This window comes from Bacillus sp. YBsi01, assembly GCF_038406745.1.
In the GTDB taxonomy this organism is placed as follows: domain Bacteria; phylum Bacillota; class Bacilli; order Bacillales; family Bacillaceae; genus Bacillus; species Bacillus siamensis.
This window is the reverse complement of record NZ_CP151679.1, coordinates 360,962-386,979: the sequence shown is the minus strand read 5'-3', so window position 1 is coordinate 386,979 and position 26,018 is coordinate 360,962. Positions and strand designations below refer to the sequence as shown.

The window sequence follows — 26,018 nt, the reverse complement described above, 5'->3', positions numbered from 1 at the left end:
CCCGGCTTATTCTTTAACGTTTACGATTTTGGCGCTTGCATCTTCTTCTTCAAATTTGCTGTCAAGTTTAGCCGTCAGTACGATAATAAATTTTCGGCTGCGGATATCTTTATCTACTTCGATTCGGATATTCCGTGAAAAACCGAGAATGATATTTTTCGGATGAGTCAAAATGATGTCAGACGCATCGTACTGGGAATCACCTTCCCCGACTGAGTACGGCTGCAGGTTGGAAACCCCCTTGACCGGAACACCGAATGCTGAGGATAAACCGCCCTGCACCGCAAGATCCCCCAGATTGGTCTGACGGTCAGCCACACGGTCTTTCCATTCAATCTCCATGCCCTGAGACGTGTAGAATCTGAATTCCTGAGGCAGGCGTAAATATTTTGCCGGAATGGCTTTTAAACCTTTTTTAAATGTAGCTCTGGTCAGCTCTTCCCCATTTCCGTCGATGACGTGAGACACAGTCTGTTTACGGATTCCGTCAAGCTGTGCCAAATACGGATCAGAAGAAGATGTATCGCCGTTTACGACAAGCTCTTCAATATCAACTGCCGCCCGCTCCGCTAAAATCTGCATGATTGTCTGCTGCAGACCGTCTTTTTCAATGTTGTTTTCAAGCGTGTCATAGGTGATGTTAATTTCCGCAATGACTTCTTTCGTATTCAGCTGCACCGTACTTGTTGCCGGGACGGTCAGCTGATCGTCCGTTAAGGCTTTTCCTTCCTCAGCGGCACGCAGAATACGCTGGCCGAAACCGATTTTTTCAAATTTCTGCGAGTCGTTTTCCATTTGAATCACACGTGATTCGCTGAAAATGGTCGGCGTGTTCTGCACCATGCGGATAAATGCTGAAGCTTGTGCGGGATTCATTAAACCGCCGCTTTTTAATGCGGAAAGTGACATTTCCGCCTTTCTGATGATATCTTGATTTCTCACTAACAGTTCCTCCTTCTGACTGGGCTTAAAGCAGTCCGCTCCAAATGGATTTTTTAACAGGTTCTTGGCCGCCCGTCTCTTCTTCCGGCTGCTTTGAAGCGCCTCTTGCTTTTTCAAGCGCTTCGATGCGTTTAATAATCGGCGCCAGCATGTCCTCGACAAGCGTTTTCAGTTTTTCTTCATCAGACTGTGCAGGCGCCCCGTCTTTGTCTTCCGTGTTTTGCTCCATATTGTCAAGCCGCTTTAAGAGCGGGTGCAGCGCGTGTTCAATCGATTCTCTTAAATCATCTTTTCTCATCTTGTTCAAGTCCTCTCCCTTGCGGTATCTTGATTTGCGGTCACGGTCGAGAAATTGCTTGACCGCGCCGATTAAGCCGGCTTGCTTTTCCGCCGGCTCCTCGTAAACATCAGCGGTTCCCGCCATGCTGTAGCCTGTAATGACACCTGCTTTAATCTGATCCCATACTTCATCGGAGGCTTTGGTGACAAGCACCCAAGATCCTTTCCGGATCACAGCATTCCCGATTTCAAAGTCATCCGGGGCGACGTACGACTCCACCACCTCGCCGGTTCCGCCTTCAAAATTATGATTTGTATCAATGTTGCGGGCGTCCGCCAAAAAACCGTGAGCGGCCTTTTCAATCTCTTCGGCCGTCATATAATCGCCATGGGCATCCGGGACATCCGGCTCGTAAACGATGCCGTAGACAAGCTTCTGCTCATCGGGTTCGCTTTTTGTAAACACCTGCACCTTTTTTTCAAATGACGGAAGGCCGGCTGCTTTTGTGAAAAAGAATTCAGTTTGGTTCGCCGCTTTATCGACATAGCTCACAAAACTGATGACGGCATTTCTTAATTCTCTCGGCACGAGATGTTTTCACCCCCTTTCAGGATTGCTCTTTTTTCCCTTTCAGCACCGGCCGGCTGTAGTACTCTTCCGGCCATTCCTCAAGCGTTTTGCCGAGCACTCTTCCGGCCAGATCACGGAGGTCATTAGGAGAAACCGCGCCGGCGGAGATAAATGGCGTAAGCACCTTCGCAATTTCAAGCGGATCGCGAAAATCAGGCCCTTTTAATGTGAGCTGTACATCGTGAAGCCCCAGTTCAGGCAAAAATAACGTATTGAGCTTATTAATCAGCGTTTTCCGCTCCGGCTGAAACACCTGCTCCTCCGTGATTTTGCGTGCCGTATCGGCTGTGGCTTTGTTGTATTCCTGCGCCTCGCCCGTATAAAGCGGCGGGAGACGAAACGCGGAGCGGAGTTTATTTCTGCTTTTGTCGTCATATTCAAGAAACAGCGCATCCTCCTGCAGAATTTCCGCAAGTGATTTAATTTCCACAGACACAGGCGTAATGTCTTCGCCTCCGTGAAGGTCTTTTTCCTTCGCAATGCCTTCCGCCTCAATCAGCAGAAATTTGTGGGCGTTTTCCACCCCTTCAAGGTCATTCATATAATCGTGAAGCTCTTTGTACGATGCTTCTGACAGCATGCCGTTTTCAACCGTAATGGCGGCCGGCACGTGACGGCCCTGTTTGAAATACATAAAATTCAGTTCTTCCGCTTTCCGGGCGCCGTACAGGTTGACGATATTGCCGACCCAGCGCGGAATACCGTACGTGCCGCTTCCGATTTTCAAGTGAACGGCTTCATTTGCCCTGAACTTTTCAGGCAGGGTTTTTACGTATTCGCCGGTTCTCATGTCCATCATGCGGGGATCGCCGTATTCCTTGAAAAACACTTTCCGTCCGTTCAGCATCTGAACATATTTACGGAACCGTTTTTGCCTTTTAATCGTTTTGGATGCGCCGTTTTCTTCATAGGAAAACGTGACCTCAACAGGATCAGTCACACCGCATACCCGCATATGCTTTACATCCAGATATTCAATCCCCGCCGGTTTTCCCAGCCCGTCCCGGAGCACCTCGAGAAAACCGTTGCCTGTTTTTTCACGGTCTTCTATCGCATATCCAAGGATCGTCTCAGCTGATTCATCAAAATGAAGACATTTGTAAAAGCTCTCCAGCTTCATCCAGTTTTTTTCGGCCCGCGCCTTTTTGCCCGGGGAGCAATCTGAACTATTTACGTCAAAGGTATATTCCACATCGAATCCAAAACCCGTAATATTAACCCGGTATGCGTCAATGCACTGCTGAAGAATGGTCGAATATTCGGCGATCGTTTTCAGCTCGATCAGATTATAGGGCGGTGAAATGATATCTTCTCCGTACAGATCGGCAAATTGATCTTCGTGCATCTGCCTTGCCTGCGGCGCGGCCATTTTTGATTTAATGACGGTGGCTCTAACGTTTTGATTGTTGGGCAACGTTTACCTCCTCCTTTCCCGATTCGGACGCATCCGTTTTTGCGATGACTCTTTCAGATCCGCCGCGTCATAATCATCCAGCGCGTACCAAATGGCTGAAAGTGTGTGGGGATCAATTGAAAACTCATCTTCCGACAGAGCGCCGTTTTTGTTTTTCGCATATGTTAAGTTCTGCAATTCGCGGATCGTATTTTCACAGCTGTCTGAGCAATAGATGTGTCTGAACCGTTTCAGCTTTTTCGTATACTGGAGCCTTGAGCCGGGAAATTTTTTGGCCGCGACCATGCAAAAGCCCTGCCTGCGGAAATATTGGATGCTTTTCGGCTCGGCCGAATCCGCTTTGATCAGCTCTTTTTGATCCGCCAATTCCTGAAGCTCTTCAGCTGTCTGGTCATCGGTCATTTTGTTTTTGTAATACTCCCAGAAAATATAAAGCTCTTTTTGATCGGGATCGACGGCAAGCCGGATGACCGCATTGTATGACTCTTCAAAACCGAAATCCATGCCCGTCCGAAACAGAGGGCGCCTGATGGCGGCAATCCTCTCTGTTACTTCGTTGTGCTCCAGGACCTGAAATTGCGGAAATACACGGATGCCGTTCACGCCGAACTGTCCTTTGCGGGCGATCCGGTACAAATCGGGATCGTATTGCCGTAAGCTGTCCAGCTGCTTAATATAGCTTTTCGGCAAAAACAGATTGTCGCACGCTGTGGAATGATGGTAATACGTATCTCCCTTAACGACGGTGCCTTTTTCATACAGCATCTGATCATCCAAAACGAACCGTTTTTTTTGCTCATCACGAAAAAAATGCCGGTACGTCCAATTGGAAGTGCCGACGGGATTTGTGGTGCATATCATATGAAGCGAAAGCTCGGGATGGCGCAGACGGCCGATCAGCTCCTTAAAGCCTTCATATTTCACTTCTGAGCATTCTTCAATCCAAATCAGAGAAATATGATGAATAGATTTCAATTTGGCCGGGTTGTCCATCCCCTTAAACATAATCCGGCTTCCGTTTGAAAATCTCAGCTGCATCGGTGAAGACACGGCCTTTACGGCATGTCCCAGCTCAAGCTCCTCGATAATGTCCTCAAACAAGGCAAAGGTAGAATCTCTGTGCGTATCGAAAACTTCCCGCACCACAAGCGCCGTCCGCTTTTCACGAAGCAGCTTCAAGATGATTTTCAGCGCGGTATGATAGCTTTTTGACGACCCATAGCCTCCGACGAGAAATTGGTACGTTTCATTCCAATTGAATAAATAATCTTCAAAGCGCGGGTTGACCGCTTTTTCAATCATGGCCGTTCCTCTTTCCGCGTAATGACAATGTCAATCGGCTTTTGGCTGTCTTCTGATTTTTCCAGCTTCTGCTGCGCCAGCTTTAATTTTTCATTTTCAATTTTTTGTTTAAATTGATCGGGGAAAAGGTCAAAGTACAACGACAGCTTTTCAAGAGCCTTCATTTTGTCGGCAAGTTTGATTGCAATGCCTTCTTTCCCGAGTTTTGCCTCCGTAACGATCGTTCCGTCCAGCAGATTCGAATCTTTAACGTCAACGTAGCTGATCTCCTGCATAATCGGATTATCATTTTCGTCAAAGAGCGGCCCTGATTTTCCGAAGGCCTGAACCTCTTTTTTTCCGAAGGTTACATAATCGGTAATGTCGGCAAAAGCGATTTTCACATAGACTTGAAGAACGTCCATCGCTTCGACAAACACTTTATTGACCATTTCCTTTTTCATGCGGCTGATTTCTTTGGCGACTTTTTCGTTTTTTAACAGCCTGCTTCCCGTGACATGCGCGCTTTCCGGTGAATACCCGGCTTTTATCGCAGATTGGGTGGCGTTAAAGCTTTTCACATAATAAAGACAAAACAGCCGCTGCCGTTCGTTTAACTCATCACTTTCGGCCGGGGCGATTTTTCCGCCGCTTTCCGCGTTCTTATCGAGCGCCTCGTCCCAGCGCCCTTCTTTTTTCCATCTGCCGATCGTTCTTGCGGATACGCCTGATTTGCCGGCAAGGGCGCGGTTTGTGATGCGGCCTTTATGAGACTGATAGATTGTAAATGCCTGTTCTCTTTTTGCGTTTTTCATGCTACGGCATCACCGCCACCTCCGACATGGATGTCTATAATAAAAAGCGGCTTCTTTCGGGCCGCTTTTTTGTAATTTGTCTGTTCACTTCTAAGTGGCAAACGTATGACAACATTTTAAGCAGGCGACTGATTTCTTTGTTCCTGCTGTTTTTGAATTTTTAGAAGCGCCCGTTTGACCGTCGTCTGTACGGTTGATTTTTTCACATTCAGCAATGCGGCGATCCGTTCATACGAAAAGCATTCCGCTTTGTGGAGCAGCAGTATTTCTTTTTCTCTTTCCGTTAAAACGGCTAATGCTTCCCGCAGTCTGATTCTGTCTTCTTCAGTCACATTCCCGGAAGGTTCGAACATCAGCGCCTGTGAATAGGTATCTATGATTCTAGGATCTTTAATCAGCATCCTTTGATAAGCGTCTCTGCGGTCTATTGCTCTTCTTATGCCGGGCTGCCGGCCTTTTTCAAGCCATTCGGTGACATATTCCAAATCTGTAATGATCGTTCTGATGATTTTTTTATCTTTCAGTTCTTCTGAAGTCAGAGCCGATTCATCGGCTTCCCCCAGCTGCTTGTACCATTTTTTCGTCTCTTTCAGCGTGCGTTTATATTCAAATAGTAAGTCTTCCATCATAGATCCTCCTCTTTTTCGGACAAAAAAAGGACACCAACCAATGCGCAGCATATGCGCGATTGATCAGTGTCCGCAGGCTTTCCGTCTTGGACGTATTCTGTTTTTTCGATTAATTCAATTTAAAGCCGATTTCATATTCGACACGGGCCAGGTCGCCTTTTCTCGTTTCGACAAGCGTTTTGCCGTGCTCCGGCGCCTCGGCGAGCCAGGCTTCATTCTTCAGCCCGTCTACAATAATCACCCGCACCTTGCCTTCTTCCAGCTGGCTTTTTAATGTTGTATGTTCAATGTCTGACAGTTTTTTAGGATTCATGTTTTACGCCCTCCGTCTTTTTCAGGATATTTACTTCATGTATGAGGCTTTCGAGATTATTTATGAATGCTTCTTTTTCTTCAGCGCTTTCTCCCCGGAGCAGGCGGAGAGCCGTTTCGGCCGCCTCAAAAAGTTCCGGGGCTTTCGCCATCATTGCCGCGTTGATCCGCTGTGAGTATGAACTTAAGTTGAAAACGGCCGCGATAAGCCTTCCGTTTGAATAAGGAAATTTCTCTTTTTCCGCTTCGCTGTAAGCAGAATAAATGTAAATGGGTTTTTCTTCTCCGCTGTGTACGGCCCGCCATGGAGCGGGGCTGTTGTTTACTTGCAATGTTTATCCTCACTTTCCATCAGCCTCATGCCATGCTTCAATTTGCTTTTCGATCCGTTTCGCCCTGAACAGCAGGCAAAAAAGCCATTTGATATATTTATACACGTGCATCAAGCCTCGCTTTTGCGTCTTGAACCATTCGCTCAAGACGTTTAATGACCGGCGTTAAATCAGTTCCTGTTTTGCAGTTCGGGCAAGGGTGAAAGACAGCGCCGAAACTTGTTTCCGTCACAACGACCCTCTTTGGCCCGCACAGTTTACACATTATCTCGCCCCCTCTAATCTGTGGTTGACTTCGTATGGGTTTCCATTAATGATGACTAAATAATCGCTGCACATCTCATACATTCTTGTGCCCAATGCTTCATCAACCTGCACCAGCTCGTCACACGCCAGCTCACTCGAGATAAGAAGCGGTTTATGATTTAAATAGCGGTAATTCACGACGGCGTACATTTGTTCAATCTGCCAATCGGTCGCCCGGGGTTTTCCGTTCAGCGGTTTGAACAGATCGTCAATAAAGAGCACATCCGCCCGTTTCATACGGGTCAGTTTTGTATCGAGCAGATCAAAATCATTTTTTAAATCTGTAAATCCCTCCACAAAAGGAAAATACAGCACCGGTGTCTGCTTCTGTCTCATGACATGATTGCTGAGAGCAGTCAGAAGGTGGGTTTTCCCCGATCCCGGACGCCCTAATAGGGCAATGCTGTTTTTCCGGCAGTTTTTAATCTTGTCGAAGTTGTCAGCAAATTCAAGGGCGCATTCATATGCGTCAACGATCGCCTGAGGCTTGCCCTGCGTAATAAATCCTTTGAAATCCAGCTTCCGAAAAGCGCCTGTAATCTCACTTGCGCTGAGGATGCGCTCTGCTTTTCGTTCCGCGGCGCAGCGGCACTTGACCCACACATCCATTCCCAGCTGTTTTTCGAGATAACCGCCCTGATCTTTACAGAGCGGACAGTCAAAGCGGCTTTCGTCTGATTCTTCCGGTCTGTCCGCCAGTAATGGACGTTTTCCGTTTTTCAGGTCGGCCAGTATCTGCTCGATCGTTCGTTTTGTCATGTATCGTATTCCTCTCTTTTTTTGTTGTGATTGTCCTTCCCGCAATTCGTGCATTCAAGCGGTCTTCCATAAACTTAGCGCAATAGCTGAAAGCCTTGATCGTTTCAGCTGAAGAGGTGCGCCGCTGTTCAAAAGCGGTAAAGCATTCGCCGAGCCATTTGATTGCTTCTTGTGCTGACGCACCGAGGGAAACAATACGGGCGATGGCCTGATAATCTCTTGGCGACGGGTATACGCTCCGCCCCTCCTGTGCAGACCTTAATCTGATAAATTGGGCGGCAATTTCGGTAATCGCTTCTTCAGCAGTATGATTTTTTGTTATATCTATTTCTCTCTGGACATTTTTGTCCCGGTGATCTGCCGATATTGTCCGGTCAGTTGCTTCCGGGCGGGGCAATGTCCCTTTTTGCGTGAATCTTTTCGAGTGTTTTACGGAGATTATAAGTCCGTAAGGCGCGCGGACGGTTTTGATATATTCATGCTGTTCCAAGCTCTCGAGCCACCGCCTGACGGTTTTTTCACTGACTGCGAATACATCGGCCATTTCTCTTGCTTTTATTGGCTTATGTCCGAGGACGAGCCCCCACTTGACGCCGTCTTTTACGTGTTCCTTTGTCGTTGAACTGATGAACCATAAAAACAGCCATAAAGCGGAACCTATTTTGTCATAATGTTCAGAATTCAATAATCCGGAATAGATAAAAAACGGGTAGCTTTTACGATTCATAACGGACATCTCCGTTTTTCTTCAAACTTATATAGTGTTCATACTGCAATCGGTTATCAAATCGGAACACCGGAAGTCCGCAAGCGGTAAAAGATATCGACCCGCCTGCTTTTCCTAAACTTCTTTGGTCAGCCGGATTGCTGCTGAAACGGATGATAATCGGATGCATCTCTCACCCTCCTGATCAATTTCTTATCATATTTCGATACTTTTCGTATCCCTATGATGTTGATTATAAACGATACCTTTCGTATCATCAAGACCTTTTTGATACTTTTTTTATCATCGCTTTATTTTGATACATTTTGTATCTATAATGATAAGTAACTTAGGGTGTTGAAAAAAGAGAGGTCGTTCGGATGATAGGCGGAAGATTGAAAAGTCTCAGAGGAAAAAAAACGCAGGAAGAAGTCGCAAATCATATCGGTGTCTCGCGCGCCAGATATTCTCATTATGAAAACGGCCGATCTGAACCCGATTATGAAACGCTGCAAAAGCTTGCGGATTATTTCAAAGTGTCGACGGATTATTTGTTAACCGGAAAAGAACCTTCAGATGAAGACATGTTTGCCGATCCCGACCTGCAGATCGCATATCGGGACATGCAGGACTTTTCACCGGAAAGCAAACAGCAGGCCATTGAATTCATTAATTATTTAAAAGAAAAAGAGAAAAACCGCAGGCCGAAACATAAATAATTCGCTCTTTTCCTTAAAATGCTTAACGTTCAGCCGATATAATATCTGAATGTTTATTTTTGAAAGAAAAGGGAATTGATTCAAAGTCCGATCAGGGCTTTTCTTTCTCGCTAAAAAAGAACATATGTTCGAAAGGGTGTATTCAATTGGGCGATTTTTTAACACATCTTGAGGAATACGTCAAAAACTTATATTGCCGCATGGGAATGACCGCCCCCCTCCATATTGATATGCAAACGATTGCCAAGGAGCTTGACATTTGGATTCATTTTGAAGATACGCACAGCATGATGCTGAAGCGGGACGGCATGTACAGCATCGTCCTGAACCAAAAAAAGTCACCTGAGGAGCAATGGGAGGATTTTGCACACGAACTGTGCCATGTGCTGAAGCATACCGGGAACCATTTCCACATGAACAAGCTGTTCAGGGAACTGCAGGAATTCCAGGCCAACCATTTTATGTACCACTTCTGTGTACCGACCTTTATGCTGTTAAACATGGAGCTTCCTCAGCGGAGGAACCACGCCGTTATTTTAATCGCAGCCGCTTTCCGGGTGACGGCATCATTTGCGGAAAAAAGGCTTGAGCTGTTTGAACGGCGTAAAGCAGGTATTCAATTTCAGAAGCGGCTCACTTGTCTGCTATCCGACAAGCGGCCGAATGTGTATTACGAAGGCAGGCAGACACACTTGCATGCCGCTGAAGAAAAATCGCCGTATTTTATTGAAAACTAGCGATTCTCTGCCGGCTGAAAACGCAGCCGGCAGAATGTCATCATTTTGACATCGGAGGAAAGGTTTTTGCATTATGAAGCTGTTCTCACCGTGCTGCCAGCCAAGCACTTCTTGCTCCCCACAGACCCAGTGAACCCTGTTCATTTATCATAAAAACCGAGTTTGACGGCATCTACATACCGAAAAAACAGATCCGTTGGCGTGTATTCTTCTCCCCGGCAGCCAAAATTGCTGAACAGCACGTTTCTCTGTGCCGTGCTTACTTCCAATTGCAGCCCCATTTTCCTTTTTGTCCGATTCACAATGTTCCCGGGGTTTACACCTGCCAGCCGGTCGTTCATGTCCGTCAGCTCGGCGCTAAAACCCGCTTCACGCAGCAGATCACAAATCAGTCTGGCCTTTTCCAGATCCGCGCCCCCGACGAGCGTATTTGCCGTTTCCCGATCATGGTACCCATGAAAAGCCAATGCATAATGATGAGCGGTCACTTTTTCTAAAGCCAGCGGTTCATCAAAGCGTGTGCTTGTCAAGTGGAGGGAGCGATTGCCGCATTGCTTTGTGCCTTCAAATAAGTAAATTGAGCTTTGGTCAGAAAATGCCCGCACCAGTTCACTGACACCGGGCTCAATTCTGCCGCCGTGGGGAGCGAGGACGATATGTTCACTTCCCTCATTTTCTTCATAGATAATTCTGTATTCCGATTCAGCAGCGGAAAGAGCTGCGAAACTGTCATATCGATCTTTCATGTTTAACATGCTCTCCTTTTTCAGTCAGCACCAGTTTACTCTACTCGTCTAGGAATGAAAACCTTTTTATAGTATGATTTGAAAGAATACGTATCAGGGGGGATCTATCATGGGGTTTATCAATAGATTGCTGGGTAACGCGTCGACAATATCGACGGCTGAAGCAAAAGAAGAACTGGCCCGTATTCTGCTGGAAGGTGAGAATGTCAACGCCGCGTTTAAACTCGTCCGCGATATCATTGTCTTTACGGATAAGCGTCTTATTCTTGTTGATAAACAGGGGCTTACGGGTAAGAAAACAGAGATTCAATCCATTCCGTACAAAAGCATTTCCAGATTCAGCGTAGAAACCGCCGGCCGCTTTGACTTAGATTCAGAGCTGAAAATTTGGATTTCCGGCGCGGACATTCCCGCTGTCTCAAAGCAGTTTAAAAAAGATGAAAGCATTTATGATATTCAAAAGGCTCTTGCCGCAGTTTGTATGTAAGAAAAACGGAAGCCCGGTGAGCTTCCGTTTTATTGATTACAGCTTTTCCTCGATTTTTGCCTTCGTTTTCGGGCCGTAAATTCCGTCTGCCGTTAATCCGCTGACAGATTGAAAACGTTTTACGGCATTTGCCGTTTTCGGACCGTAAACGCCGTCAATCCCGTGATGTTTTGCGCCTTTATCAGGATAAAAATAAAGGGCGGATAAAGCGTTTTGCACTTGTTTCACGTTTGTCCCTTTCGTCAGCGGGTTTGTCACTTTAATCACTCCGGACGGGAGCGGATAGGAAGACGCAGCCTGACTTTTCGAGGAAGATCCCGTCTGAGACAGCTTGATCACCTGCCCGACTGTAATGTGATTCGGGTCGGTGATATGGTTTAAGCTTTGCAGCGATTTTACACTGACACCGTGTGATGCGGCAATCTCCGACAAGGTGTCGCCTTTTTTTACATGATATTCAGATACCGACGAAGAAACGGCGGCCTTTTTTGCAGGCGTACTGCCGTTTAATTTCTTTTCAATTTTCGCCTTCACTTCATCCCAGCGGCCTTCAGACAAAATGCGGTGCGGGCAGTACTTTCCGTTCCAATCCTGGTGCTTTCTGATTCTGTCAATCCCCCAGCCCCGCTCCTTCAGAAGCTGAGCGGCAAACTCAATCGCCAGTTCTTCTGCGGCTCTGTACCGTTCGCCGCCTGACTTGCTGTAACAGATTTCTATAGCAATCGACTTCCGGTTTCCGGTGCCGTTTGTGCCGTCTCCCGAATGCCAGGCATTCCGGTCCAGCGGAATGCCCTGAATCACTTCTTTGTCATCGACTGCAAAATGATAGCTCGTTGATTCGCTGTTCCCCGTCATATAGCTGATTTCATTGGCGGCGGATGCGTCGTTTGCCGTGTTATGGATGGTAATATACTCCGGCGTCATTGGATTCGGACATTTTAACGCATATTTATCAGCCGATACGAGCCGTTTTTTCACTTCAATCCCCACTCTTCATCTCTCCTTATGCCTTTTTCATAAATAGGTGGCATTCGTAGGACAGACGCCTTGAGTATATAGACCCTGCAATCGGATAAAAGTGGAATGTTTGTGCTTAGGCAAAAAAAAGACCCTTCCTAAGAAGGGTCTTTACTTATGTTTGGTTGCGCGCGGCAATATGAAATGTGCCGTCCGCTTGGTTTTCCAAATGGCTTTCATGGCCGATTCCCTGTGTAAAGCTGAACCCGACAGCAACAAGCAGCAATCCTGACAACAGTTTAGATTTCATATAGACAATCTCCTCTCTGGATTTGTTTTTGGGCGTGCACCATTTTTTCATAAAACGTGAGCGCTTTTTCAGGCTGTCCATGCTCCATGTAAAATTTAGCTGCGTCATGCGCCAATTCTTCAACATACGGATACAGCATGTGTTCTTCCAGAAACTCAAAGGTGTGCCTGACGCATGCGTTATCCATCTTACCGTATAACGCATGTAAAAATTGAAACAGCTTGACAAACAATTCATCATTGTATTCGCGGGCGATACTAAGCCCGAGGCGGTATTGCTTCTCTGCTTCAGCAGTGGTGTTCTGTTTATAAAGGACCTGTGTTAATGAGTAAATAGAATGCGGAAGATTATCGAACTTTTCTGACTTGCAAATGGAAACAGATGTCTCAAAATATTCGGCTGCTTTAGAGAGGTCTCCCATTTTTTCATAGCAGTTTCCGAGATTATATAAGGCTGAACTAATAAGACGGGGATTGCCTTCTTGTTTCGCAAGATCTAAAGCAAGTTCTAAGTGGGGCAATGCTCTTTCTGGATACTGCATGTCATCATAATTCCCTGCAATAACGAATTCACATTGGATTCTGCGGACGTTGTACGTCTCATACGATTGGTACGTTTCAAGGGCTTGTACGGCATAACTCATGGAGACGTAGGTTTGTTTCAGGTTGTAAAATATCTCGGCCATTTTAAAAGCAAACTCAGCTTTCTCGATGTCATCAGAAACGAGTGCAAGGTTTTTTTCAGCCCGTTTGTAATACATCATGGCGTTTAGGAACATTTTCTGTTTAAATTCATACATTCCTCGAAAAAAATTAAAATAGTAATCAAGCAGTCCTGTCAGCTTATACTGGCTGCCTTCAATGTCTTCCAATAATTCTGAAAACTCAGGCTGAGAAGGGTCCTCCTTTAAGGGCTTAATGTAATCCAGCATGACGCGGTGTCTGAATTCCATTAATGAATAATACAGCAGCAGATCCTGATCTTCTTCCATATCCTCGATCTCTCTCTCTACTTCACGTTTGACGCGCTCCGCCTCAAGGACGTGAAACTGCCGGATATGGGTATACCATTCATTAATTTTGAGCCCGACAAAAGAGGACGGAATAGTCTGCTTCATCCTCAATTAATCCCCCCTTTTGGAATGACCGAGATATGTCATATTTTATCATATTTGCTAGAAAAAGAAGAACGCAAAAAGACCGCAATTGTCGAATTTCGGAAATCCGCAACGATTTATCTTCATCAAGAGCTTATTGCTTGTTTCTTCCGTGCCGTTGATATAGCATATCCTTGCATCATTTTAATTCTTGATCAAATGGGGGTTTTCACATGACAGCACAAAATCAATTGGTCAGCCACTTTCTGTCACATCGAAACGTGACGATTGAGCTGGCGGAAAAAATCAGCCGCGAACATTACGATTACAAGCCGGCAGAGACATCAATGTCCGCTCAGGAACTTGTAAAACACATCGTTTATTCTTTTCTCATGTTTGCAAACGTCATTAAAGACGGAGACGGATCAGCCATCCAGAACAAGCCGAAAGAAGAAGCGGAAACAGACCTCGTCAAACTGGCGGAAGCATGTACTGAAAAAACGACAGACATCCTGTCACAGCTGACTGAAGAGCAGCTGAACCGCGAAATTGACCTGACTGCCTCTTTCGGCAGAAAAATTACCGGCTCCGCTCTCCTTCAGCTTGCGATGGAACATGAAATTCATCATAAAGGCAATCTTTTCGTGTATGTAAGAGAAATGGGCCACACGGAACTTCCGTTTTACCAGCAAAAATCATAATCCGGCCATCCGCCGGTCTGCGAAATAACAGCAGGCCGGCGGATTTTTTTGTTCTGTATAAAATTTTCCGAAAATTTAATTGATAATAGCCCCTTAATCATATATAATCTGATAAAAATAGTAGGATTATTCAGGAGGCACACAGATGACTGTAAGCATTGTGTTTATGGGGTTCATTGTCGGAACGCTGGTCGGATTGACGGGTGTTGGAGGAGCGGCGCTTTTGACTCCTTTACTGATCGTTTTGGGAATCAACCCGTCAATTGCCGTCGGCACGGACCTTTTATATAACTCGATCACCAAACTGTTCGGTGTCGTTTCTCATTGGAAACAGCGCACCGTTCATTTTAAACTTGTCGGCTACTTGGCGCTCGGAAGTATTCCCAGCGCAACAGCCGCCATCGGCATTCTTCACCTGTTTCCCGCTTTTCACCAGCATCAGGAGCAGATTATCAAACACGCGCTCGGCTACGTGCTGACTCTTGTCGCCATTTCCATTATCGCCCGCCTTTTTTTCGATAAAAAACTGCGGCCGAACCGCTGGCAGCAAAAAACGCTTGAAGAAAAACGGGCACTTATGATACTGATCGGCGTCATTTTCGGTTTCATCGTCGGTTTGACATCTATCGGGTCCGGCTCATTATTCGCGATCGCCATGCTGTACCTGTTCAGAATGAAAACTGCAGAAGTGGTGGGAACGGATATCGCACATGCCTTTTTGCTCGTAACGGCCGCAGGTCTGTTAAACGCAAGCTTCGGCAGCGTCGATTACCTGCTCGTATTGAATCTTCTGCTCGGCTCCGTACCGGGTGTGCTCCTCGGCAGCTTCTTTTCGCCGAAATTCTCTCCGCGCCCGCTGCAGTTTGTGATGGCGGCGATTATTTTGATCAGCGGAATAAAATTAATATAAAAAAAGCGTCCTTTACAGGAACGCTTTTTTATTTTTCGATATCACCTTACACTTATTAAAATATAAACAGCAAACGCGACAATGTATACCAGAAATGATCCGGTCATAAATTTTACGGGTTTTCTTGAGAAGTTTAATACTCCTCTTAATCCGTCATTCAAAATCATTCCGAAAAATGTCACCAGTGTAACTCCTAAAGCGAGCATTGAAATCACAAAAATAACCTGCTCCATGTCAAATCATCCTCCATTTACATTCTATTTTTTCAAATATGCCGATTAGTCTGGGAAAAAGATAAGACGATTGCGACCGGACATTTTCATTACCAGAAATGAAACGTTACGAGGTTCATTGCAGCAGAAAAAATGTCGCTATTAAAAACCATTCCGTTTTGATTGCTCTTTACAGCGTCATTCCAAATTATAACTTAATCAAGTATGCAGTAACATTTTTCCTCTGCCTGCATTTTCGCACATCCCACTTTCACAATTCATTTCCAAAATAAAAAAGCAACCCTTTCACGGATCGCCTTTTCTCTTATAACGTCACACCGGACTTAAAAATCGATCTGCCGGACTGATAAAGCCCGCAAGAAATGGCCTTCACCGAACTGAAGGACTTTTTCAGGATATTGAATGTATCTGCCGCAAGCTGTCCGCCTCCTGCTGTATTTGTGCACACGTTAACATTTTTTTGTGCAAAAAACCCGGATATTCAGACGGGCAGTTTATGTGAGTTTTTTGATTGAATCTCTTATCATCACCTCAGTGTTTTCATATATTTTTTCAGCCGCCGTATTCGGATCAGCGATAAGCGCCAGAATCTTCTCTGCGCCGAGGATACTGATTTTTTCAACCGGGCGTTTTACGGTCGAAAGCCTCGGTGTCATGTACTGTGAAATGCCGATGTCATCAAACCCAATGACGGATATGTCTTCGGGAACGTTCAGACCTTTGGCGAAAATGGCGTTCATCGCTCCGATCGCCATATCATCATTTGAACAAAAAACAGCGGTAGGCGGTGATTGAAGCGCCAAGAGTTTTTCCATCGCCTGACTGCCGCTCTCCATATCGTAGTTGCCTTTTACACTGTATTCTTGCTTAATCGGAATAGAATGATCAATTAAAGATGACAAATAGCCTTCTTTCCGCTGAGAAGTTGACCTGAATCCTTCTTTTCCCTCAATGATCGCGATATCTCTGTGTCCGTTTGCGATCAGGCAGTTGACCGCCTGTCTGGAGCCTTCTTTATCGTTTGACAGGATATTCGTGATGCTCCGGTCATCAATGTCCCGGTTCAGCACGACGAGCGGGATGTTTTTCTCACGGATATGATAAATAAAGGAATTATCACTGTCGCTTTGGCTCATTAAGATGATTCCGTCATATCTCATGGGCGTAATGGTTTCAAAGCTTTTCAGGTCGTCAATAGCGCGGACGAACAAATTGTAATCCTCGCTGATTGTGCGGTTTACCCCTTTGATGGTATCGGAAAAAAAGCTGTGTGAAGTTCCGTTTGTGATGCTTGTAAAAAACAGTCCGATCGTATGGGACTTTTGCATGGCAAGGCTTTTTGCATTTACATTCGGTGTGTAATTCAGCTGTGAAGCGAGCTCTAATATCTTCTGTTTTGTATGCTCTTTAATGTAGGGGCTGCCGTTCAGTGCCCGGGATACCGTTGTGTGGGATACGTTGGCGAGTTTTGCGATATCTTTTATGGTTACCATCGGTTTTCCTTTCTCCCTGTATACTGTCATTTATTTCTATTGTACCATTAACGGACAGTCTCTAAAATCACTAAAGTTGAGGTTTTGCATGATGTAAGTCCTGAACGGGCTCGGCATGCTGCCTGTCTATCAGCTTATCCATCATACCGATAATCAGCATGGCGCACAGCAAAAGGAGCCTATAATCCCGATTAACGTGCCTTTCGTCGAGATGTATTCGGGATATAGCCGGTATTGATCAGTCCGATGCCTGAAAGAAATCCTGATGACGGAAGACAGAAATTCAGCGCATCAGCCGCGGTGCTGTTCACGTTAACATTCAGACATAAAAAAACACTGCCAAGAAAGTCGGCAGTGTCATTTGAAGGATTAGTAAGCCAGGCTGAATAATCCTTTGATATGTGTTAAATAACGTACGTTACTTGCTTCTTTCATTAAAGATGCCGGAAGACCTTTCAGCGGAGTAGAGTTCGCTCCGATGATGGCAACCGCGTCTTTACGTCCGAGACTTGCAAGCGTACCAGAGTTTACAGGCTTGAATGTTTCAAGCGTTTTTCCTTCTAAGTAAGCGAACAGGTTGTAACCGACAAGTTCACCCATCTGCCATGCGATTTGCGCAGTAGGCGGGTATGGACGGCCGTCCGGCGCAAAGTATACTGCGCTGTCTCCAACAACAAATACATCTTCGTGAGAAGTAGATTGTAAGAAATCATTAACAGTCGCGCGGCCGCGGTTCACTTCAAGACCTGATTCGCCGACTAACGGGTTGCCTTGTACGCCGCCTGTCCATACAAATGTGTTGGCAACGACTTTTGAACCGTCTTTCAGATCAATGACGTTTCCTTCCACGTTTGTAACAGGAAGACCTGTTAAGAACTCAACACCGCGTTTTTCAAGGCTTTTTGTCGCGCGTTCGATAAGATCATCAGGAAGAACAGGAAGAATTTTCGGACCTGCTTCAACTAGTTTCAGTTTGATTTCTTTATGGTCTACGCCGTATTTTTTCGTAAGGTTCGGCATGATGTCAGCAAGCTCACCGACAAGCTCAACGCCTGTTAAGCCGCCGCCGCCGATAAGAATCGTTGCATCAGCTTCGTTTTTCGTTTTAGAGTATTCACGCACACGGTCTTCCACGTGTTTGTATACTTTGTTGGCATCCGCAGCAGATTTGAGCACCATGCTGTTTTCTTCGAGTCCAGGAATGCCGAAATAAGCCGTAACTGAACCAAGTCCGACAACAAGCGCGTCATAAGTCAGCTTAGAACCGTCAGAAAGGGCGACTTCTTTTTTATCAACTGAGAAAGAATTGACTTCTGCGATTTTAATGTCTACGTCTTTTCCTTTAAGAAGTTTTTCAAGCGGCATAGCAACAGCCTGTTCAGACACGTTGCCGGCTGCAAGGCGGTGCAGTTCCGTAATAATTTGGTGAGTCGGGTATTTGTTCACAACGGTTACGCGTGCTTCATCTTTACTGTAATGTTTGCGAACGGTTAAAGCAGAAAGAACTCCGCCGTAACCAGCGCCTAAAATGACAATATGTTTTGACATCGTATATCCTCCGTCCTTTATATCAATTTGAATCTGAGATTATTTTTGTTTTTCGTTCATGATTTCAAGATAGCTGTTAGCAAAACGGAACAGCTTTTGCGCTTGAGGATCTTTCAGCATGCGCAGCAGGCCGAAAAGTCCGATCGTGTCATTGCTTGCATCCGCGCGGTCTTTTGCTTCGATCGCAGTAGCCGCAATGTCTTTCGCTGTTTCTTTCACAGGCTCAAGAATTTCTGTAAGCGCACCCACTGTATCGCTCTTCAATACTTCGTCTGTCGCTACAGACTGTGCAAAATCATAAGACTTCGTTAAAATATTTACTAACTCAGTCAGTTTTGGTAGCTGATCCACTAAAACAGTCAGTGATTCTTGAACTTCAGGTTTTAGCAGCTGATCAATAAGATCGCGTTGGCCTTGGCTGACAGATGCATTTGTTTGATCGATTGTTTCTGGCATATCCGATTCTCCTTTACTATAAGCAGTGTGCTGATTTTTTTGGAAAGGGTAGCCTTTCCCCTCTCATGCAGAAAAGCATGAAAAAGCAAGATTGTGAATCCGTGCACAATCAGTTGCAAAAATAAATGTTTACTACCCAGTTTTTCACTTTGCCATATTCAGTATTATTTTTATATCAACAAAAACAATTGAATAAGTCAAAATTTCTTTTTCCTCTCTGAAAATAGCAAACATAAAAAACCCCAATTTGAATTACTCTTATATAATAACACTTTTTGAACAAAATTTGAACGTGAATTGTTTCGTTTATGAAATTATTTATATGGCGGGGGTGTAATAACGTTTCTTTTAGGCTATTTTTTTACAGACCATCCGCTTTTCCCCTGTCATTTCTCCCACAATTTTATAAGCGGGCCCGTTTTTCCCCTAAAGGGATCATATTCCGGGAGCGGGACACGGCTGATTTCTTCTGAAGTTCTATCATTTTTCTCCGTTTTTGTATCGTACTGCCGGCCGCCCGGATAAGCCCCGATCACGGTGAAATCAGAACTGGCCGACAGTTTTTTATGTCCGGTGCCGGCCGGAATGACCGCTGCGTCTCCAGTTTGAAGAACGGCGTCTGCACCTTGTTCCCCGCCGAACCTCAAAACCGCGTTTCCTTTTACCGCGACGAGAACTTCGTGGGTGGTGCTGTGAAAATGGTGATACGGAAATACTCCGCCCCTCCAGCTGTTCGACCAATCGTGCCGGCGGAGGACGGATTCCTCTTTCTGTACCGTTTCTTCATTAAATACCGCTTTATAATGACAAGCGGGAGCTTCGGATTATTCGGAATGCGGCCGTCATCTTCAAAATAAAGAACTTCAATATCCTCTTTCTGCATTGTGTTCACCTCCGTATATGTCTGTTTCCCATTCATCAGTTGTTAAAACGCTATTTTCACATATTCCATTGCGAAGCCTGCCGGTGAATAGTATAGTATAAAAAAATATGTGTCAAAATGAGGGATTTCATGAAAGCCATCATATTCGGAATATTGGCATCTCTGTTTTTTGCAGTCACATTTATTTTAAACAGGGCGATGGAGCTTTCCGGCGGAAACTGGATGTGGAGCTCTTCCCTGCGTTTTCTTTTTATGGTTCCGTTTTTATTTCTGATCGTTTATGCGAAAGGAAAATGGGTGCCGCTCTGGCATGAAATCCGGAAAAAACCGTTTTTTTGGCTGAAGTGGAGCTTTACCGGCTTCGTGCTTTTTTATGCCCCGATTACCTTTGCGGCGGCATACGGGCCGGGCTGGCTGATCGCCGGCACGTGGCAGGTTACAATTGTCGCGGGTGTGCTCCTGTCGCCGTTTTTCTATGAAACAAAAGATTCACCGGCGGGCCCGGTTCCCGTCAGACAAAAGATCCCGCTGATTTCGCTGGTTACTTCCGTCATCATCCTGATCGGAGCAGGCCTGATTCAGCTTCAGCATGCGGGCTCTCTGTCCGGGCGCACGATACTATTCAGTGTTGTGCCGGTCGTCATCGCCGCATTTGCCTATCCGCTCGGCAATCGAAAAATGCTGGAGCAATACGGCGGTAAACTCGACACGTTTCAGCGCGTGCTTGGCATGACGCTTGCAAGCCTTCCGTTTTGGCTTCTGATCGCCGCTTTCGGCTGGCAAAGAGACGGGCTTCCGTCAATGGGGCAGACATTTCAATCTTTTATCGTCGCGCTCAGCTCGGGTGTTATCGCGACAGTGTTATTTTTCCGCGCCACCGATATGGTGAGGAATGAGCCGCAGAAGCTCGCTGCTGTTGAAGCGACGCAATCCGGAGAGGTTCTGTTTGCGCTGATCGGCGAGATCGTCTTTTTATCCGCAGCGTTTCCGTCACTTCTTTCGTTTGCCGGACTGTTCATTATTATTGCGGGAATGGTCATGCATACATTCGCTTCACGGCAGACAGACCCGAAAACAGAAGAACAAACGGCAGCCGATCTCACCGGTTCCTGATTTTTTTACGAAAGGTGTCATCCTGTATGAAAGAAGAAATTCCGGCAATATCTTTTCTGTCGGCCGGCAAACGTTTCAAACAAAACAATACGTCCTTTGATGTCCTAAACCAGGTAACCGGACATATCCCAAAAGGCTCTATTACGGCGGTGATAGGGCCGTCCGGCGCGGGGAAAAGCACGCTGCTGTCACTGTGCAACCTGATGAATACACCTGATGAAGGCGAAGTGCTTGTATTCGGAAAAGAAATAAGGCGCTGGGACATCAGAGAGCTCAGGAAAACCGCGGGCCTTGCATTCCAGTCAGCTCCCGTCATCGACGGCACGGTGCGGGACAACCTTCTACTCGCAGAAAAACTTCACGGGACACAGCACTATACGCCTGAAGAGCTCGCAGACTTCACTGATCTTCCGCACGGGCTTCTGGATCAGGATGCAAAAGAATTATCTGGCGGACAGCGGCAGAAGCTCTCGTTGGCGAGAACCCTCGCCAGCCTGCCGTCCATCCTGCTTCTCGATGAAATTACATCGGCCCTGGACCCCACATCTGTTCTCATCATCGAAAAGCTGATTACAAAGCTCCATCGGCAAAAACAGCTGACGATCCTGTGGATCACTCATAACCTTGAACAAGCGGAACGGATATCCGATACGGTGTGGTTTATGGCCGAGGGCAGGCTTTTAGAGATCGCGGAAACGAAAACGTTCTTTAAAGAACCGAAACACGAAAAGGCCCGGGCGCTTTTACAAGGGAGCGGGTGCTGATATGGATTATCTTTCTCTGTTATTTACAAGTGTATTTGTCATTATCGCTTTATTCCTGTCTAAATCTTTTAAAGCCGGCGTAGAAAAAGATATGATCATCGCAACCGTCAGAGCCGTCATTCAGCTTCTCATCATCGGCTATGTGCTGTCGCTGATTTTCCACGGTGATCACCCGGTGTTTATCCTACTCATGGTGCTTCTTATGCTCACGGCCGCTTCGCATAATGTCGCCAAACGGAAAAAAATGCGGATCGGTTCATTTTGGCGCGTTTTTCTGACACTGGCTATTGTGGAAATCGTGACACAGGGAATTTTACTGGCTCTTCATATCATTCCGTTCACTTCAAGATATGTCATTCCGATAAGCGGCATGGTCATCGGAAATTCCATGGTGCTTTCAAGCCTGTTTTTAAACCGGCTCAGTTCGGAAGCGGATCTGCGGAAGGAAGAAATTCAGCTGATTCTCTCTCTCGGCGGAACGCCTAAGCAGGCAGTCCGCCATATATTGACGTCCAGTATGAAACTCAGTATGATACCGACACTGGAAAGCCAGAAAACATTAGGTCTTGTTCAGCTTCCCGGCATGATGACGGGACAGATTTTAGCGGGGGCTGATCCGATACAGGCGGTGCGCTTTCAGCTGTTGATCGTTTTTACAACGATGGCCTCCGCTCTTCTTACATGTATCATACTCAGCGCCTTAACGTATCCATCCCTTTTCACGGAACACTGGCAATTAAAAAAATTCAGCAGGGAAGCTTAGGATTTTCCCTGCTGAATGATTGTTTATGACAAGGTCAGAGATTCATAGTAACGGGATAATTCAATAATCATCGCTCCCATCCGCTCAATGTCCGGAGCAAGGACCCTCTCCACCCCTTCATCCTTGATCGCTTCTGCCGTCACTTTGCCGACTGCGGCGGCAAGAACATGGTTTTCGAAAGCTTGCTGCAGTTCTTTAGCGGACCCTTTTTCTTTTGCATAATCAAAGAGAGAACGCACTTGAATGGCTGTCGTAAAACATACGGCGTCAACCTCGCCGTTTAACAGCTCTCCCAGCAGTTTATCAACCGTCTCCCTTTCAGGCGGAATATGCTGATAAGGCAGAACGGGGAATACCTCCGCTCCGTTTTTCTCGAAGAATTCCGTTAAAACGGGCGCTTTTTCGCCATGAAGCTGTATCATGACTTTTTTGTCTTTAAAGTCAAACCGTTCCAAGGAGCGGATCAGCCCTCTTGTTGTACCGTCTTCGTCAGAGGCATGCGGCGTGATGCCGAGCTTTTTTAAGGCCGCATATGTTTTATAGCCTCTGCAGCCGATTTTCGCTTCGTGTACGGCCGCTAGAAATTCTTCTTTCAGACCTATTTTTTCTGATATGGACAATAACGTTTCCGTCCCGATGCCTGTGGTGAATATCACCCAGTCGGCTTTTTGCTCAGCAAATATTCTTACATCAGGTTCTATCTGATCCTCCGCCAAGTATACGGTTCCTTGGAGGGAACGGGTGACTGCCGTTCCGCCCTGCTTTTCTATTAATCTTGTGATCTCTTCTGTTTTCCGCGAACCGCCGATGGCAATCCGTTTACCTTTCAATCCTTTTCCCATCGCTGTTTTTTCTTCCCTTCAGATGCCGGGCGCCCCATGGCAGGCCGTCATTTATTTCTATTATTGTTACGCAATCAGCCGGGAAAATCAAGATATGCTCCGTTGAATCCCCCGTGCAGTTGCTGTATCATTAACCGGGCAGAATGATTTGATTCGCGGAGGGACTTTCAATCATGGAAACAAAAAAAGAGTTCGAAACAAAAGGTTACGATACTTCGGTCATTTATGAGTTCAATGAATATCCTGATGTTCACAGCGGCCGATGTGATAATTGCGACTATACGCTGTTTAAAAGCTCAGTGAAGGGCGGAAAATTTTTGCGGGAATGCCGGAGATGCGGCATGAAGAAAAATATATAACAAAACAGGCAGCCGTCCGGCGCTGCCTGTTTTTTCAATCAATTTTCGAGGGACGCCTCTTTCAGAAATTCTTCAATGGCACAAACAGCCTGTTTGGCGCCGCCGGTTTCTTCTATTTTCTGCTGCATGCTTTTCACACGGCTGAGGATGTTTTTATCACCGTAAACTTTCTGAACATCTTTTTGGAGACGCGCCGCAGTGACTTCCTTCAGCGGCAGATGCACGCCGAGCCCCAATTCATCCACGCGCTTTGCAGTGACCTCTTGTTCGTGCATTTGCGGAACGACAACGAGGGGAACACCCGCATTCATCGCCTCCATTGTACTGTTCATCCCGCCGTGAGATACGAACAGCTTTGCTTTCTCCAGTACATCAAGCTGCGGAACGTGCTGGCGGATAATAAAGTGATCGGGCACATCCGAAAAACTGTCCGGATCAATTGTTGTGCCGACTGACATAATAACCCGCCAGTCTGAGTCCCGAAACGCATCGATACACATTTGGTAAAATTCAGGCCAAGCGTTAAACGCAGTTCCCAGTGAGATGAGCATAAGCGGACGGTCATCAGCCGCATCAATTTCCAAACTTCCCGTATTTGTGCGTTTCCCAAGGGACGGACCGGCAAAACAAAACCGTTCATCAAAGGTTTCCTGTTTCGGCTGAAAGGCTCTTGGCATAAAGACGATATTCAGTTTTTCAGGCATGAAAAACTCTTCCATCGTCATCCGTTTCAGTTGTTCATTTTCAATTTTCTCCTGATATTCTTCTATCGCCTGTTTGGCGGCTTCCATCGTTTCTTCGTCTCTTCCTAATTGAAAATACTCATTCATTGCATAGCTTGGGCAGAACTTTACGGCCGGGATGCCGCCATTATCCGCAAACAACTTTCCGGCAAGCGCTAAAAAATCAAACAGGACGATGTCGGGAAGGTCATCTTTGTACAGCTCTTCCAGCTGCGGAAGCACTTCAACCGCTTCTTCCAGAAACATCACAAACGCGTCATTTTTATTTACCCGTTCTTTTATCGTCTTCGGATCCGCCTTAATGCTTGTGCGGTATAAAAGAGGAACGGCACCCGTTTTGGCAACGGAAGCCTCGAATTCCTCAGTCGTAGCGAATGTCACTCTGTGCCCGCGATTGACAAGCTCTTCGGCTACGGGCAGCGTGGGATTGACATGGCCGTGAGCGCCCACATTAATAATGGCGATGTGTGTTTGTCTCATCTTTGTTTCTCTCCCTTATTTTCGTTTATCTCCGCTTCTAAAGACTCCAGCCCGTACATGACACTGTTTCGGATCGGCTCAATCCGGACGGGCTCCAGGTGTGGAAAGGACTTTACAATTCCTTTCAGCGCAACTTCCGCTTCAAGTCTGGCAAGCGGGGCTCCTAAGCAGAAGTGTATACCGAACCCGAAGGAGAGGTGCGGATTTGACTCGCGATGAATATCAAATACGTCAGCCTGCTCAAATTTGTTTTCATCACGGTTGGCAGATGCAATATAGCAAAGAACGATATCCCCGGTTTTCAGACGGCGGCCGCACAATTCAGTATCATGCCGGACCGTTCTTCTGACAAATGGAGCGGGAGCGCGAAAACGCAGTGTTTCCTCCACCGTTTGCGCGATGAGAGAAGGGTCCTGTCTCAGTTCTTTATAAAGGCCGGGCGTCTCTAATATACTGTAAACCGCATTTGAAATGAGATTAGTCGTTGTTTCATTTCCCGCTACTAAAAGCAAATTGCAAAACGGAATTAGGTCTTCTGCCGATAGCTTCTCCCCCTCTTCTTCCTCTTTGATCAAAATAGAAATAATGTCTTGGCCGGGCTGTTTTCGTTTGCGTTCTATTATTTCCGCAAAAAACGCCGCCAGCTCCGCCTCACATTGGTCACGCTCCTGCTGATTTTTCTCCGCCGCTTCAGGACTCGCATCTTTCGGCATGCTGACGAGAATGTCCGACCATTTTTTAAACTGCTCCATGTATTCGGACGGGACGCCTAATAATTCTGAAATCACCGTGACCGGCAAAGGATAGGAAAGATCTTTCACGATATCAATCCGCCCTTTGTTCTTTGCCTGTTTCAGCAGATTTTCTGTAATGTCTTCAATTCTCGGCTCCCATTCCTTCAGTACGCGCGGAGTGAAAGCGCGATTGACGGCCGATCTGATTTGGGTATGCTTCGGCGGGTCCATATTCAGCATGGACTTTGCAATCGAGCTTTTCACGTCTGGCATAAGGCTTGAGAAAGTCTCTTTATCACTGATGACCCTTTTGACATCATCATATAAAAACACACTCCATACCTTAGTTTCTTCATCAAATTGAATGGGGCTTTCCCGTCTCATTTTTTCGTACCAAGGAAAAGGATTGTATACGTCCAGACCGTTTTTTCCTTTCATCAGGGTTCTTTGGATGGCTTGTCTCGGGCTCCTCAGCTTACTCATGTTTTATCACTCCTGATTGTTTCATATTTGAACAGTTGACCTACTTTGAATTTTA

General features: G+C 46.1%; 33 protein-coding genes and 1 pseudogene. 10 read left to right on the top strand and 24 right to left on the bottom strand.

Features of this window, described 5'->3' with window-relative positions; genetic code table 11:
• Positions 1-6 precede the first annotated feature (6 nt).
• The 12 genes from AADZ70_RS02270 to AADZ70_RS02215 form a co-directional block, all read right to left on the bottom strand.
• A complete protein-coding gene (locus tag AADZ70_RS02270) occupies positions 7-942 on the bottom strand; it encodes a phage major capsid protein (RefSeq protein WP_095240866.1) in 936 nt (311 codons plus the stop codon).
• Positions 943-967: 25 nt separating this feature from the next.
• Positions 968-1,810 carry an XkdF-like putative serine protease domain-containing protein gene (locus AADZ70_RS02265; protein WP_342007657.1) on the bottom strand — a complete coding sequence of 281 codons (843 nt, stop codon included), beginning with the start codon at positions 1,808-1,810 and terminating at the stop codon, positions 968-970.
• A 19-nt stretch (positions 1,811-1,829) separates the two neighbouring features.
• Complete coding sequence (locus AADZ70_RS02260) at positions 1,830-3,221, bottom strand: phage portal protein (RefSeq protein WP_156133002.1); 1,392 nt, start codon at positions 3,219-3,221, stop codon at positions 1,830-1,832.
• A 48-nt stretch (positions 3,222-3,269) separates the two neighbouring features.
• Positions 3,270-4,568 carry a PBSX family phage terminase large subunit gene (locus AADZ70_RS02255; protein WP_060963014.1) on the bottom strand — a complete coding sequence of 433 codons (1,299 nt, stop codon included), beginning with the start codon at positions 4,566-4,568 and terminating at the stop codon, positions 3,270-3,272.
• Positions 4,565-5,362, bottom strand: a complete 798-nt coding sequence (locus AADZ70_RS02250) for a terminase small subunit (protein ID WP_016936453.1) — start codon at positions 5,360-5,362, stop codon at positions 4,565-4,567. Before AADZ70_RS02250 ends, AADZ70_RS02255 begins: the two co-directional genes overlap by 4 nt.
• 116 nt (positions 5,363-5,478) lie before the next feature.
• The gene (locus tag AADZ70_RS02245; protein WP_099744181.1) at positions 5,479-5,988 is read right to left on the bottom strand and encodes a sigma-70 family RNA polymerase sigma factor; all 510 of its coding nucleotides are present in this window, start codon (positions 5,986-5,988) and stop codon (positions 5,479-5,481) included.
• A gap of 112 nt (positions 5,989-6,100) precedes the next feature.
• A complete protein-coding gene (locus AADZ70_RS02240) occupies positions 6,101-6,304 on the bottom strand; it encodes an XtrA/YqaO family protein (RefSeq protein WP_045925401.1) in 204 nt (67 codons plus the stop codon).
• A complete protein-coding gene (locus tag AADZ70_RS02235) occupies positions 6,294-6,635 on the bottom strand; it encodes a hypothetical protein (RefSeq protein WP_045925400.1) in 342 nt (113 codons plus the stop codon). The genes AADZ70_RS02240 and AADZ70_RS02235 overlap by 11 nt, the downstream gene beginning before the upstream one ends.
• A gap of 97 nt (positions 6,636-6,732) precedes the next feature.
• The gene (locus AADZ70_RS02230) at positions 6,733-6,900 is read right to left on the bottom strand and encodes a hypothetical protein (RefSeq protein ID WP_095240868.1); all 168 of its coding nucleotides are present in this window, start codon (positions 6,898-6,900) and stop codon (positions 6,733-6,735) included.
• The gene (locus AADZ70_RS02225; RefSeq protein ID WP_016936459.1) at positions 6,900-7,700 is read right to left on the bottom strand and encodes an ATP-binding protein; all 801 of its coding nucleotides are present in this window, start codon (positions 7,698-7,700) and stop codon (positions 6,900-6,902) included. Before AADZ70_RS02225 ends, AADZ70_RS02230 begins: the two co-directional genes overlap by 1 nt.
• Positions 7,600-8,427, bottom strand: coding sequence for a phage portal protein (locus tag AADZ70_RS02220; RefSeq protein WP_342007656.1), 828 nt, complete (start codon positions 8,425-8,427; stop codon positions 7,600-7,602). The genes AADZ70_RS02225 and AADZ70_RS02220 overlap by 101 nt, the downstream gene beginning before the upstream one ends.
• Complete coding sequence (locus tag AADZ70_RS02215) at positions 8,417-8,596, bottom strand: hypothetical protein (RefSeq protein WP_047475424.1); 180 nt, start codon at positions 8,594-8,596, stop codon at positions 8,417-8,419. The genes AADZ70_RS02220 and AADZ70_RS02215 overlap by 11 nt, the downstream gene beginning before the upstream one ends.
• A 190-nt stretch (positions 8,597-8,786) precedes the next feature.
• On the opposite strand from AADZ70_RS02215, the gene xre reads away from it, so the two are divergent.
• Together xre and AADZ70_RS02205 are read left to right on the top strand one after the other, a co-directional pair.
• A complete protein-coding gene (gene xre / locus AADZ70_RS02210; RefSeq protein ID WP_016936462.1) occupies positions 8,787-9,125 on the top strand; it encodes an HTH-type transcriptional regulator Xre in 339 nt (112 codons plus the stop codon).
• 146 nt (positions 9,126-9,271) lie between these two features.
• Positions 9,272-9,862: an ImmA/IrrE family metallo-endopeptidase gene (locus AADZ70_RS02205; RefSeq protein WP_045925396.1), complete on the top strand. Its 591-nt coding sequence runs from the start codon at positions 9,272-9,274 to the stop codon at positions 9,860-9,862.
• A gap of 140 nt (positions 9,863-10,002) precedes the next feature.
• Here AADZ70_RS02205 and AADZ70_RS02200 read toward each other — a convergent pair whose 3' ends face one another.
• Positions 10,003-10,608, bottom strand: a complete 606-nt coding sequence (locus tag AADZ70_RS02200; RefSeq protein ID WP_016936464.1) for a poly-gamma-glutamate hydrolase family protein — start codon at positions 10,606-10,608, stop codon at positions 10,003-10,005.
• Positions 10,609-10,717: 109 nt separating this feature from the next.
• Between AADZ70_RS02200 and AADZ70_RS02195 the strand changes: the two genes are divergently transcribed.
• Positions 10,718-11,095: a PH domain-containing protein gene (locus AADZ70_RS02195; RefSeq protein ID WP_342007655.1), complete on the top strand. Its 378-nt coding sequence runs from the start codon at positions 10,718-10,720 to the stop codon at positions 11,093-11,095.
• Between the two features lie 36 nt (positions 11,096-11,131).
• Here AADZ70_RS02195 and AADZ70_RS02190 read toward each other — a convergent pair whose 3' ends face one another.
• The 3 genes from AADZ70_RS02190 to AADZ70_RS02180 form a co-directional block, all read right to left on the bottom strand.
• The gene (locus AADZ70_RS02190) at positions 11,132-12,085 is read right to left on the bottom strand and encodes an N-acetylmuramoyl-L-alanine amidase (protein WP_342007654.1); all 954 of its coding nucleotides are present in this window, start codon (positions 12,083-12,085) and stop codon (positions 11,132-11,134) included.
• Positions 12,086-12,227: 142 nt separating this feature from the next.
• The gene (locus tag AADZ70_RS02185; protein ID WP_016936467.1) at positions 12,228-12,362 is read right to left on the bottom strand and encodes a PhrA family phosphatase inhibitor; all 135 of its coding nucleotides are present in this window, start codon (positions 12,360-12,362) and stop codon (positions 12,228-12,230) included.
• Positions 12,352-13,485, bottom strand: coding sequence for a Rap family tetratricopeptide repeat protein (locus tag AADZ70_RS02180; RefSeq protein ID WP_095240872.1), 1,134 nt, complete (start codon positions 13,483-13,485; stop codon positions 12,352-12,354). The genes AADZ70_RS02185 and AADZ70_RS02180 overlap by 11 nt, the downstream gene beginning before the upstream one ends.
• Before the next feature lie 206 nt (positions 13,486-13,691).
• Between AADZ70_RS02180 and AADZ70_RS02175 the strand changes: the two genes are divergently transcribed.
• Together AADZ70_RS02175 and AADZ70_RS02170 are read left to right on the top strand one after the other, a co-directional pair.
• Entirely contained in the window at positions 13,692-14,159 is a 468-nt protein-coding gene (locus AADZ70_RS02175) for a DinB family protein (protein ID WP_016936470.1), read from the top strand.
• Between the two features lie 145 nt (positions 14,160-14,304).
• Complete coding sequence (locus tag AADZ70_RS02170) at positions 14,305-15,069, top strand: sulfite exporter TauE/SafE family protein (RefSeq protein WP_342007653.1); 765 nt, start codon at positions 14,305-14,307, stop codon at positions 15,067-15,069.
• A 41-nt stretch (positions 15,070-15,110) separates the two neighbouring features.
• Here the strand turns inward: AADZ70_RS02170 and AADZ70_RS02165 are convergent, their stop codons facing one another.
• The gene (locus AADZ70_RS02165; RefSeq protein ID WP_014304836.1) at positions 15,111-15,302 is read right to left on the bottom strand and encodes a hypothetical protein; all 192 of its coding nucleotides are present in this window, start codon (positions 15,300-15,302) and stop codon (positions 15,111-15,113) included.
• A 494-nt stretch (positions 15,303-15,796) separates the two neighbouring features.
• The gene (locus AADZ70_RS02160; protein ID WP_342007652.1) at positions 15,797-16,795 is read right to left on the bottom strand and encodes a LacI family DNA-binding transcriptional regulator; all 999 of its coding nucleotides are present in this window, start codon (positions 16,793-16,795) and stop codon (positions 15,797-15,799) included.
• Positions 16,796-17,029: 234 nt separating this feature from the next.
• On the opposite strand from AADZ70_RS02160, the gene AADZ70_RS02155 reads away from it, so the two are divergent.
• Positions 17,030-17,185 carry a hypothetical protein gene (locus AADZ70_RS02155; protein ID WP_342007651.1) on the top strand — a complete coding sequence of 52 codons (156 nt, stop codon included), beginning with the start codon at positions 17,030-17,032 and terminating at the stop codon, positions 17,183-17,185.
• Here the strand turns inward: AADZ70_RS02155 and AADZ70_RS02150 are convergent.
• The 3 genes and pseudogenes from AADZ70_RS02150 to AADZ70_RS02140 all read right to left on the bottom strand — a co-directional run bounded on the left by AADZ70_RS02150 (position 17,165) and on the right by AADZ70_RS02140 (position 19,682).
• Complete coding sequence (locus AADZ70_RS02150) at positions 17,165-18,343, bottom strand: NAD(P)/FAD-dependent oxidoreductase (protein ID WP_016936473.1); 1,179 nt, start codon at positions 18,341-18,343, stop codon at positions 17,165-17,167. The genes AADZ70_RS02155 and AADZ70_RS02150 overlap by 21 nt on opposite strands.
• 39 nt (positions 18,344-18,382) lie before the next feature.
• Positions 18,383-18,799, bottom strand: a complete 417-nt coding sequence (locus AADZ70_RS02145) for a DUF1641 domain-containing protein (RefSeq protein WP_016936474.1) — start codon at positions 18,797-18,799, stop codon at positions 18,383-18,385.
• Positions 18,800-19,185: 386 nt separating this feature from the next.
• Positions 19,186-19,682, bottom strand: a pseudogene (locus tag AADZ70_RS02140) (cupin domain-containing protein).
• 129 nt (positions 19,683-19,811) lie between these two features.
• Here AADZ70_RS02140 and AADZ70_RS02135 point away from each other — a divergent pair.
• The 3 genes from AADZ70_RS02135 to fetB are packed head-to-tail and all read left to right on the top strand — an operon-like array spanning position 19,812 to position 22,322.
• A complete protein-coding gene (locus tag AADZ70_RS02135) occupies positions 19,812-20,795 on the top strand; it encodes a multidrug resistance efflux transporter family protein (RefSeq protein WP_342007650.1) in 984 nt (327 codons plus the stop codon).
• A gap of 26 nt (positions 20,796-20,821) precedes the next feature.
• Positions 20,822-21,559 carry an ATP-binding cassette domain-containing protein gene (locus tag AADZ70_RS02130; protein WP_342007649.1) on the top strand — a complete coding sequence of 246 codons (738 nt, stop codon included), beginning with the start codon at positions 20,822-20,824 and terminating at the stop codon, positions 21,557-21,559.
• A 1-nt stretch (position 21,560) separates the two neighbouring features.
• Positions 21,561-22,322: an iron export ABC transporter permease subunit FetB gene (fetB, locus tag AADZ70_RS02125; protein ID WP_049628300.1), complete on the top strand. Its 762-nt coding sequence runs from the start codon at positions 21,561-21,563 to the stop codon at positions 22,320-22,322.
• A gap of 23 nt (positions 22,323-22,345) precedes the next feature.
• Here fetB and AADZ70_RS02120 read toward each other — a convergent pair whose 3' ends face one another.
• Complete coding sequence (locus tag AADZ70_RS02120) at positions 22,346-23,164, bottom strand: uroporphyrinogen-III synthase (protein ID WP_342007648.1); 819 nt, start codon at positions 23,162-23,164, stop codon at positions 22,346-22,348.
• 173 nt (positions 23,165-23,337) lie between these two features.
• On the opposite strand from AADZ70_RS02120, the gene AADZ70_RS02115 reads away from it, so the two are divergent.
• Positions 23,338-23,523 carry a hypothetical protein gene (locus tag AADZ70_RS02115; protein WP_003154919.1) on the top strand — a complete coding sequence of 62 codons (186 nt, stop codon included), beginning with the start codon at positions 23,338-23,340 and terminating at the stop codon, positions 23,521-23,523.
• A gap of 38 nt (positions 23,524-23,561) precedes the next feature.
• Here the strand turns inward: AADZ70_RS02115 and AADZ70_RS02110 are convergent, their stop codons facing one another.
• Both AADZ70_RS02110 and AADZ70_RS02105 read right to left on the bottom strand, forming a co-directional pair.
• Positions 23,562-24,746, bottom strand: coding sequence for a macrolide family glycosyltransferase (locus AADZ70_RS02110; RefSeq protein ID WP_342007647.1), 1,185 nt, complete (start codon positions 24,744-24,746; stop codon positions 23,562-23,564).
• Complete coding sequence (locus AADZ70_RS02105) at positions 24,743-25,963, bottom strand: cytochrome P450 (protein ID WP_045925385.1); 1,221 nt, start codon at positions 25,961-25,963, stop codon at positions 24,743-24,745. Before AADZ70_RS02105 ends, AADZ70_RS02110 begins: the two co-directional genes overlap by 4 nt.
• Positions 25,964-26,018: the final 55 nt, after the last annotated feature.

Bases quoted from the DNA above. Each gene is read 5' to 3' on its own strand.
- AADZ70_RS02260 (WP_156133002.1), bottom strand. From the start codon at position 3,221: ATGGCCGCGCCGCAGGCAAGGCAGATGCACGAAGATCAATTTGCCGAT.
- AADZ70_RS02255 (WP_060963014.1), bottom strand. From the start codon at position 4,568: ATGATTGAAAAAGCGGTCAACCCGCGCTTTGAAGATTATTTATTCAAT.
- AADZ70_RS02250 (WP_016936453.1), bottom strand. From the start codon at position 5,362: ATGAAAAACGCAAAAAGAGAACAGGCATTTACAATCTATCAGTCTCAT.
- AADZ70_RS02245 (WP_099744181.1), bottom strand. From the start codon at position 5,988: ATGGAAGACTTACTATTTGAATATAAACGCACGCTGAAAGAGACGAAA.
- AADZ70_RS02240 (WP_045925401.1), bottom strand. From the start codon at position 6,304: ATGAATCCTAAAAAACTGTCAGACATTGAACATACAACATTAAAAAGC.
- AADZ70_RS02230 (WP_095240868.1), bottom strand. From the start codon at position 6,900: ATGTGTAAACTGTGCGGGCCAAAGAGGGTCGTTGTGACGGAAACAAGT.
- AADZ70_RS02225 (WP_016936459.1), bottom strand. From the start codon at position 7,700: ATGACAAAACGAACGATCGAGCAGATACTGGCCGACCTGAAAAACGGA.
- AADZ70_RS02220 (WP_342007656.1), bottom strand. From the start codon at position 8,427: ATGAATCGTAAAAGCTACCCGTTTTTTATCTATTCCGGATTATTGAAT.
- AADZ70_RS02215 (WP_047475424.1), bottom strand. From the start codon at position 8,596: ATGCATCCGATTATCATCCGTTTCAGCAGCAATCCGGCTGACCAAAGA.
- xre (WP_016936462.1), top strand. From the start codon at position 8,787: ATGATAGGCGGAAGATTGAAAAGTCTCAGAGGAAAAAAAACGCAGGAA.
- AADZ70_RS02200 (WP_016936464.1), bottom strand. From the start codon at position 10,608: ATGAAAGATCGATATGACAGTTTCGCAGCTCTTTCCGCTGCTGAATCG.
- AADZ70_RS02195 (WP_342007655.1), top strand. From the start codon at position 10,718: ATGGGGTTTATCAATAGATTGCTGGGTAACGCGTCGACAATATCGACG.
- AADZ70_RS02185 (WP_016936467.1), bottom strand. From the start codon at position 12,362: ATGAAATCTAAACTGTTGTCAGGATTGCTGCTTGTTGCTGTCGGGTTC.
- AADZ70_RS02175 (WP_016936470.1), top strand. From the start codon at position 13,692: ATGACAGCACAAAATCAATTGGTCAGCCACTTTCTGTCACATCGAAAC.
- AADZ70_RS02170 (WP_342007653.1), top strand. From the start codon at position 14,305: ATGACTGTAAGCATTGTGTTTATGGGGTTCATTGTCGGAACGCTGGTC.
- AADZ70_RS02165 (WP_014304836.1), bottom strand. From the start codon at position 15,302: ATGGAGCAGGTTATTTTTGTGATTTCAATGCTCGCTTTAGGAGTTACA.
- AADZ70_RS02160 (WP_342007652.1), bottom strand. From the start codon at position 16,795: ATGGTAACCATAAAAGATATCGCAAAACTCGCCAACGTATCCCACACA.
- AADZ70_RS02150 (WP_016936473.1), bottom strand. From the start codon at position 18,343: ATGTCAAAACATATTGTCATTTTAGGCGCTGGTTACGGCGGAGTTCTT.
- AADZ70_RS02145 (WP_016936474.1), bottom strand. From the start codon at position 18,799: ATGCCAGAAACAATCGATCAAACAAATGCATCTGTCAGCCAAGGCCAA.
- AADZ70_RS02135 (WP_342007650.1), top strand. From the start codon at position 19,812: ATGAAAGCCATCATATTCGGAATATTGGCATCTCTGTTTTTTGCAGTC.
- AADZ70_RS02130 (WP_342007649.1), top strand. From the start codon at position 20,822: ATGAAAGAAGAAATTCCGGCAATATCTTTTCTGTCGGCCGGCAAACGT.
- fetB (WP_049628300.1), top strand. From the start codon at position 21,561: ATGGATTATCTTTCTCTGTTATTTACAAGTGTATTTGTCATTATCGCT.
- AADZ70_RS02120 (WP_342007648.1), bottom strand. From the start codon at position 23,164: ATGGGAAAAGGATTGAAAGGTAAACGGATTGCCATCGGCGGTTCGCGG.
- AADZ70_RS02115 (WP_003154919.1), top strand. From the start codon at position 23,338: ATGGAAACAAAAAAAGAGTTCGAAACAAAAGGTTACGATACTTCGGTC.
- AADZ70_RS02110 (WP_342007647.1), bottom strand. From the start codon at position 24,746: ATGAGACAAACACACATCGCCATTATTAATGTGGGCGCTCACGGCCAT.
- AADZ70_RS02105 (WP_045925385.1), bottom strand. From the start codon at position 25,963: ATGAGTAAGCTGAGGAGCCCGAGACAAGCCATCCAAAGAACCCTGATG.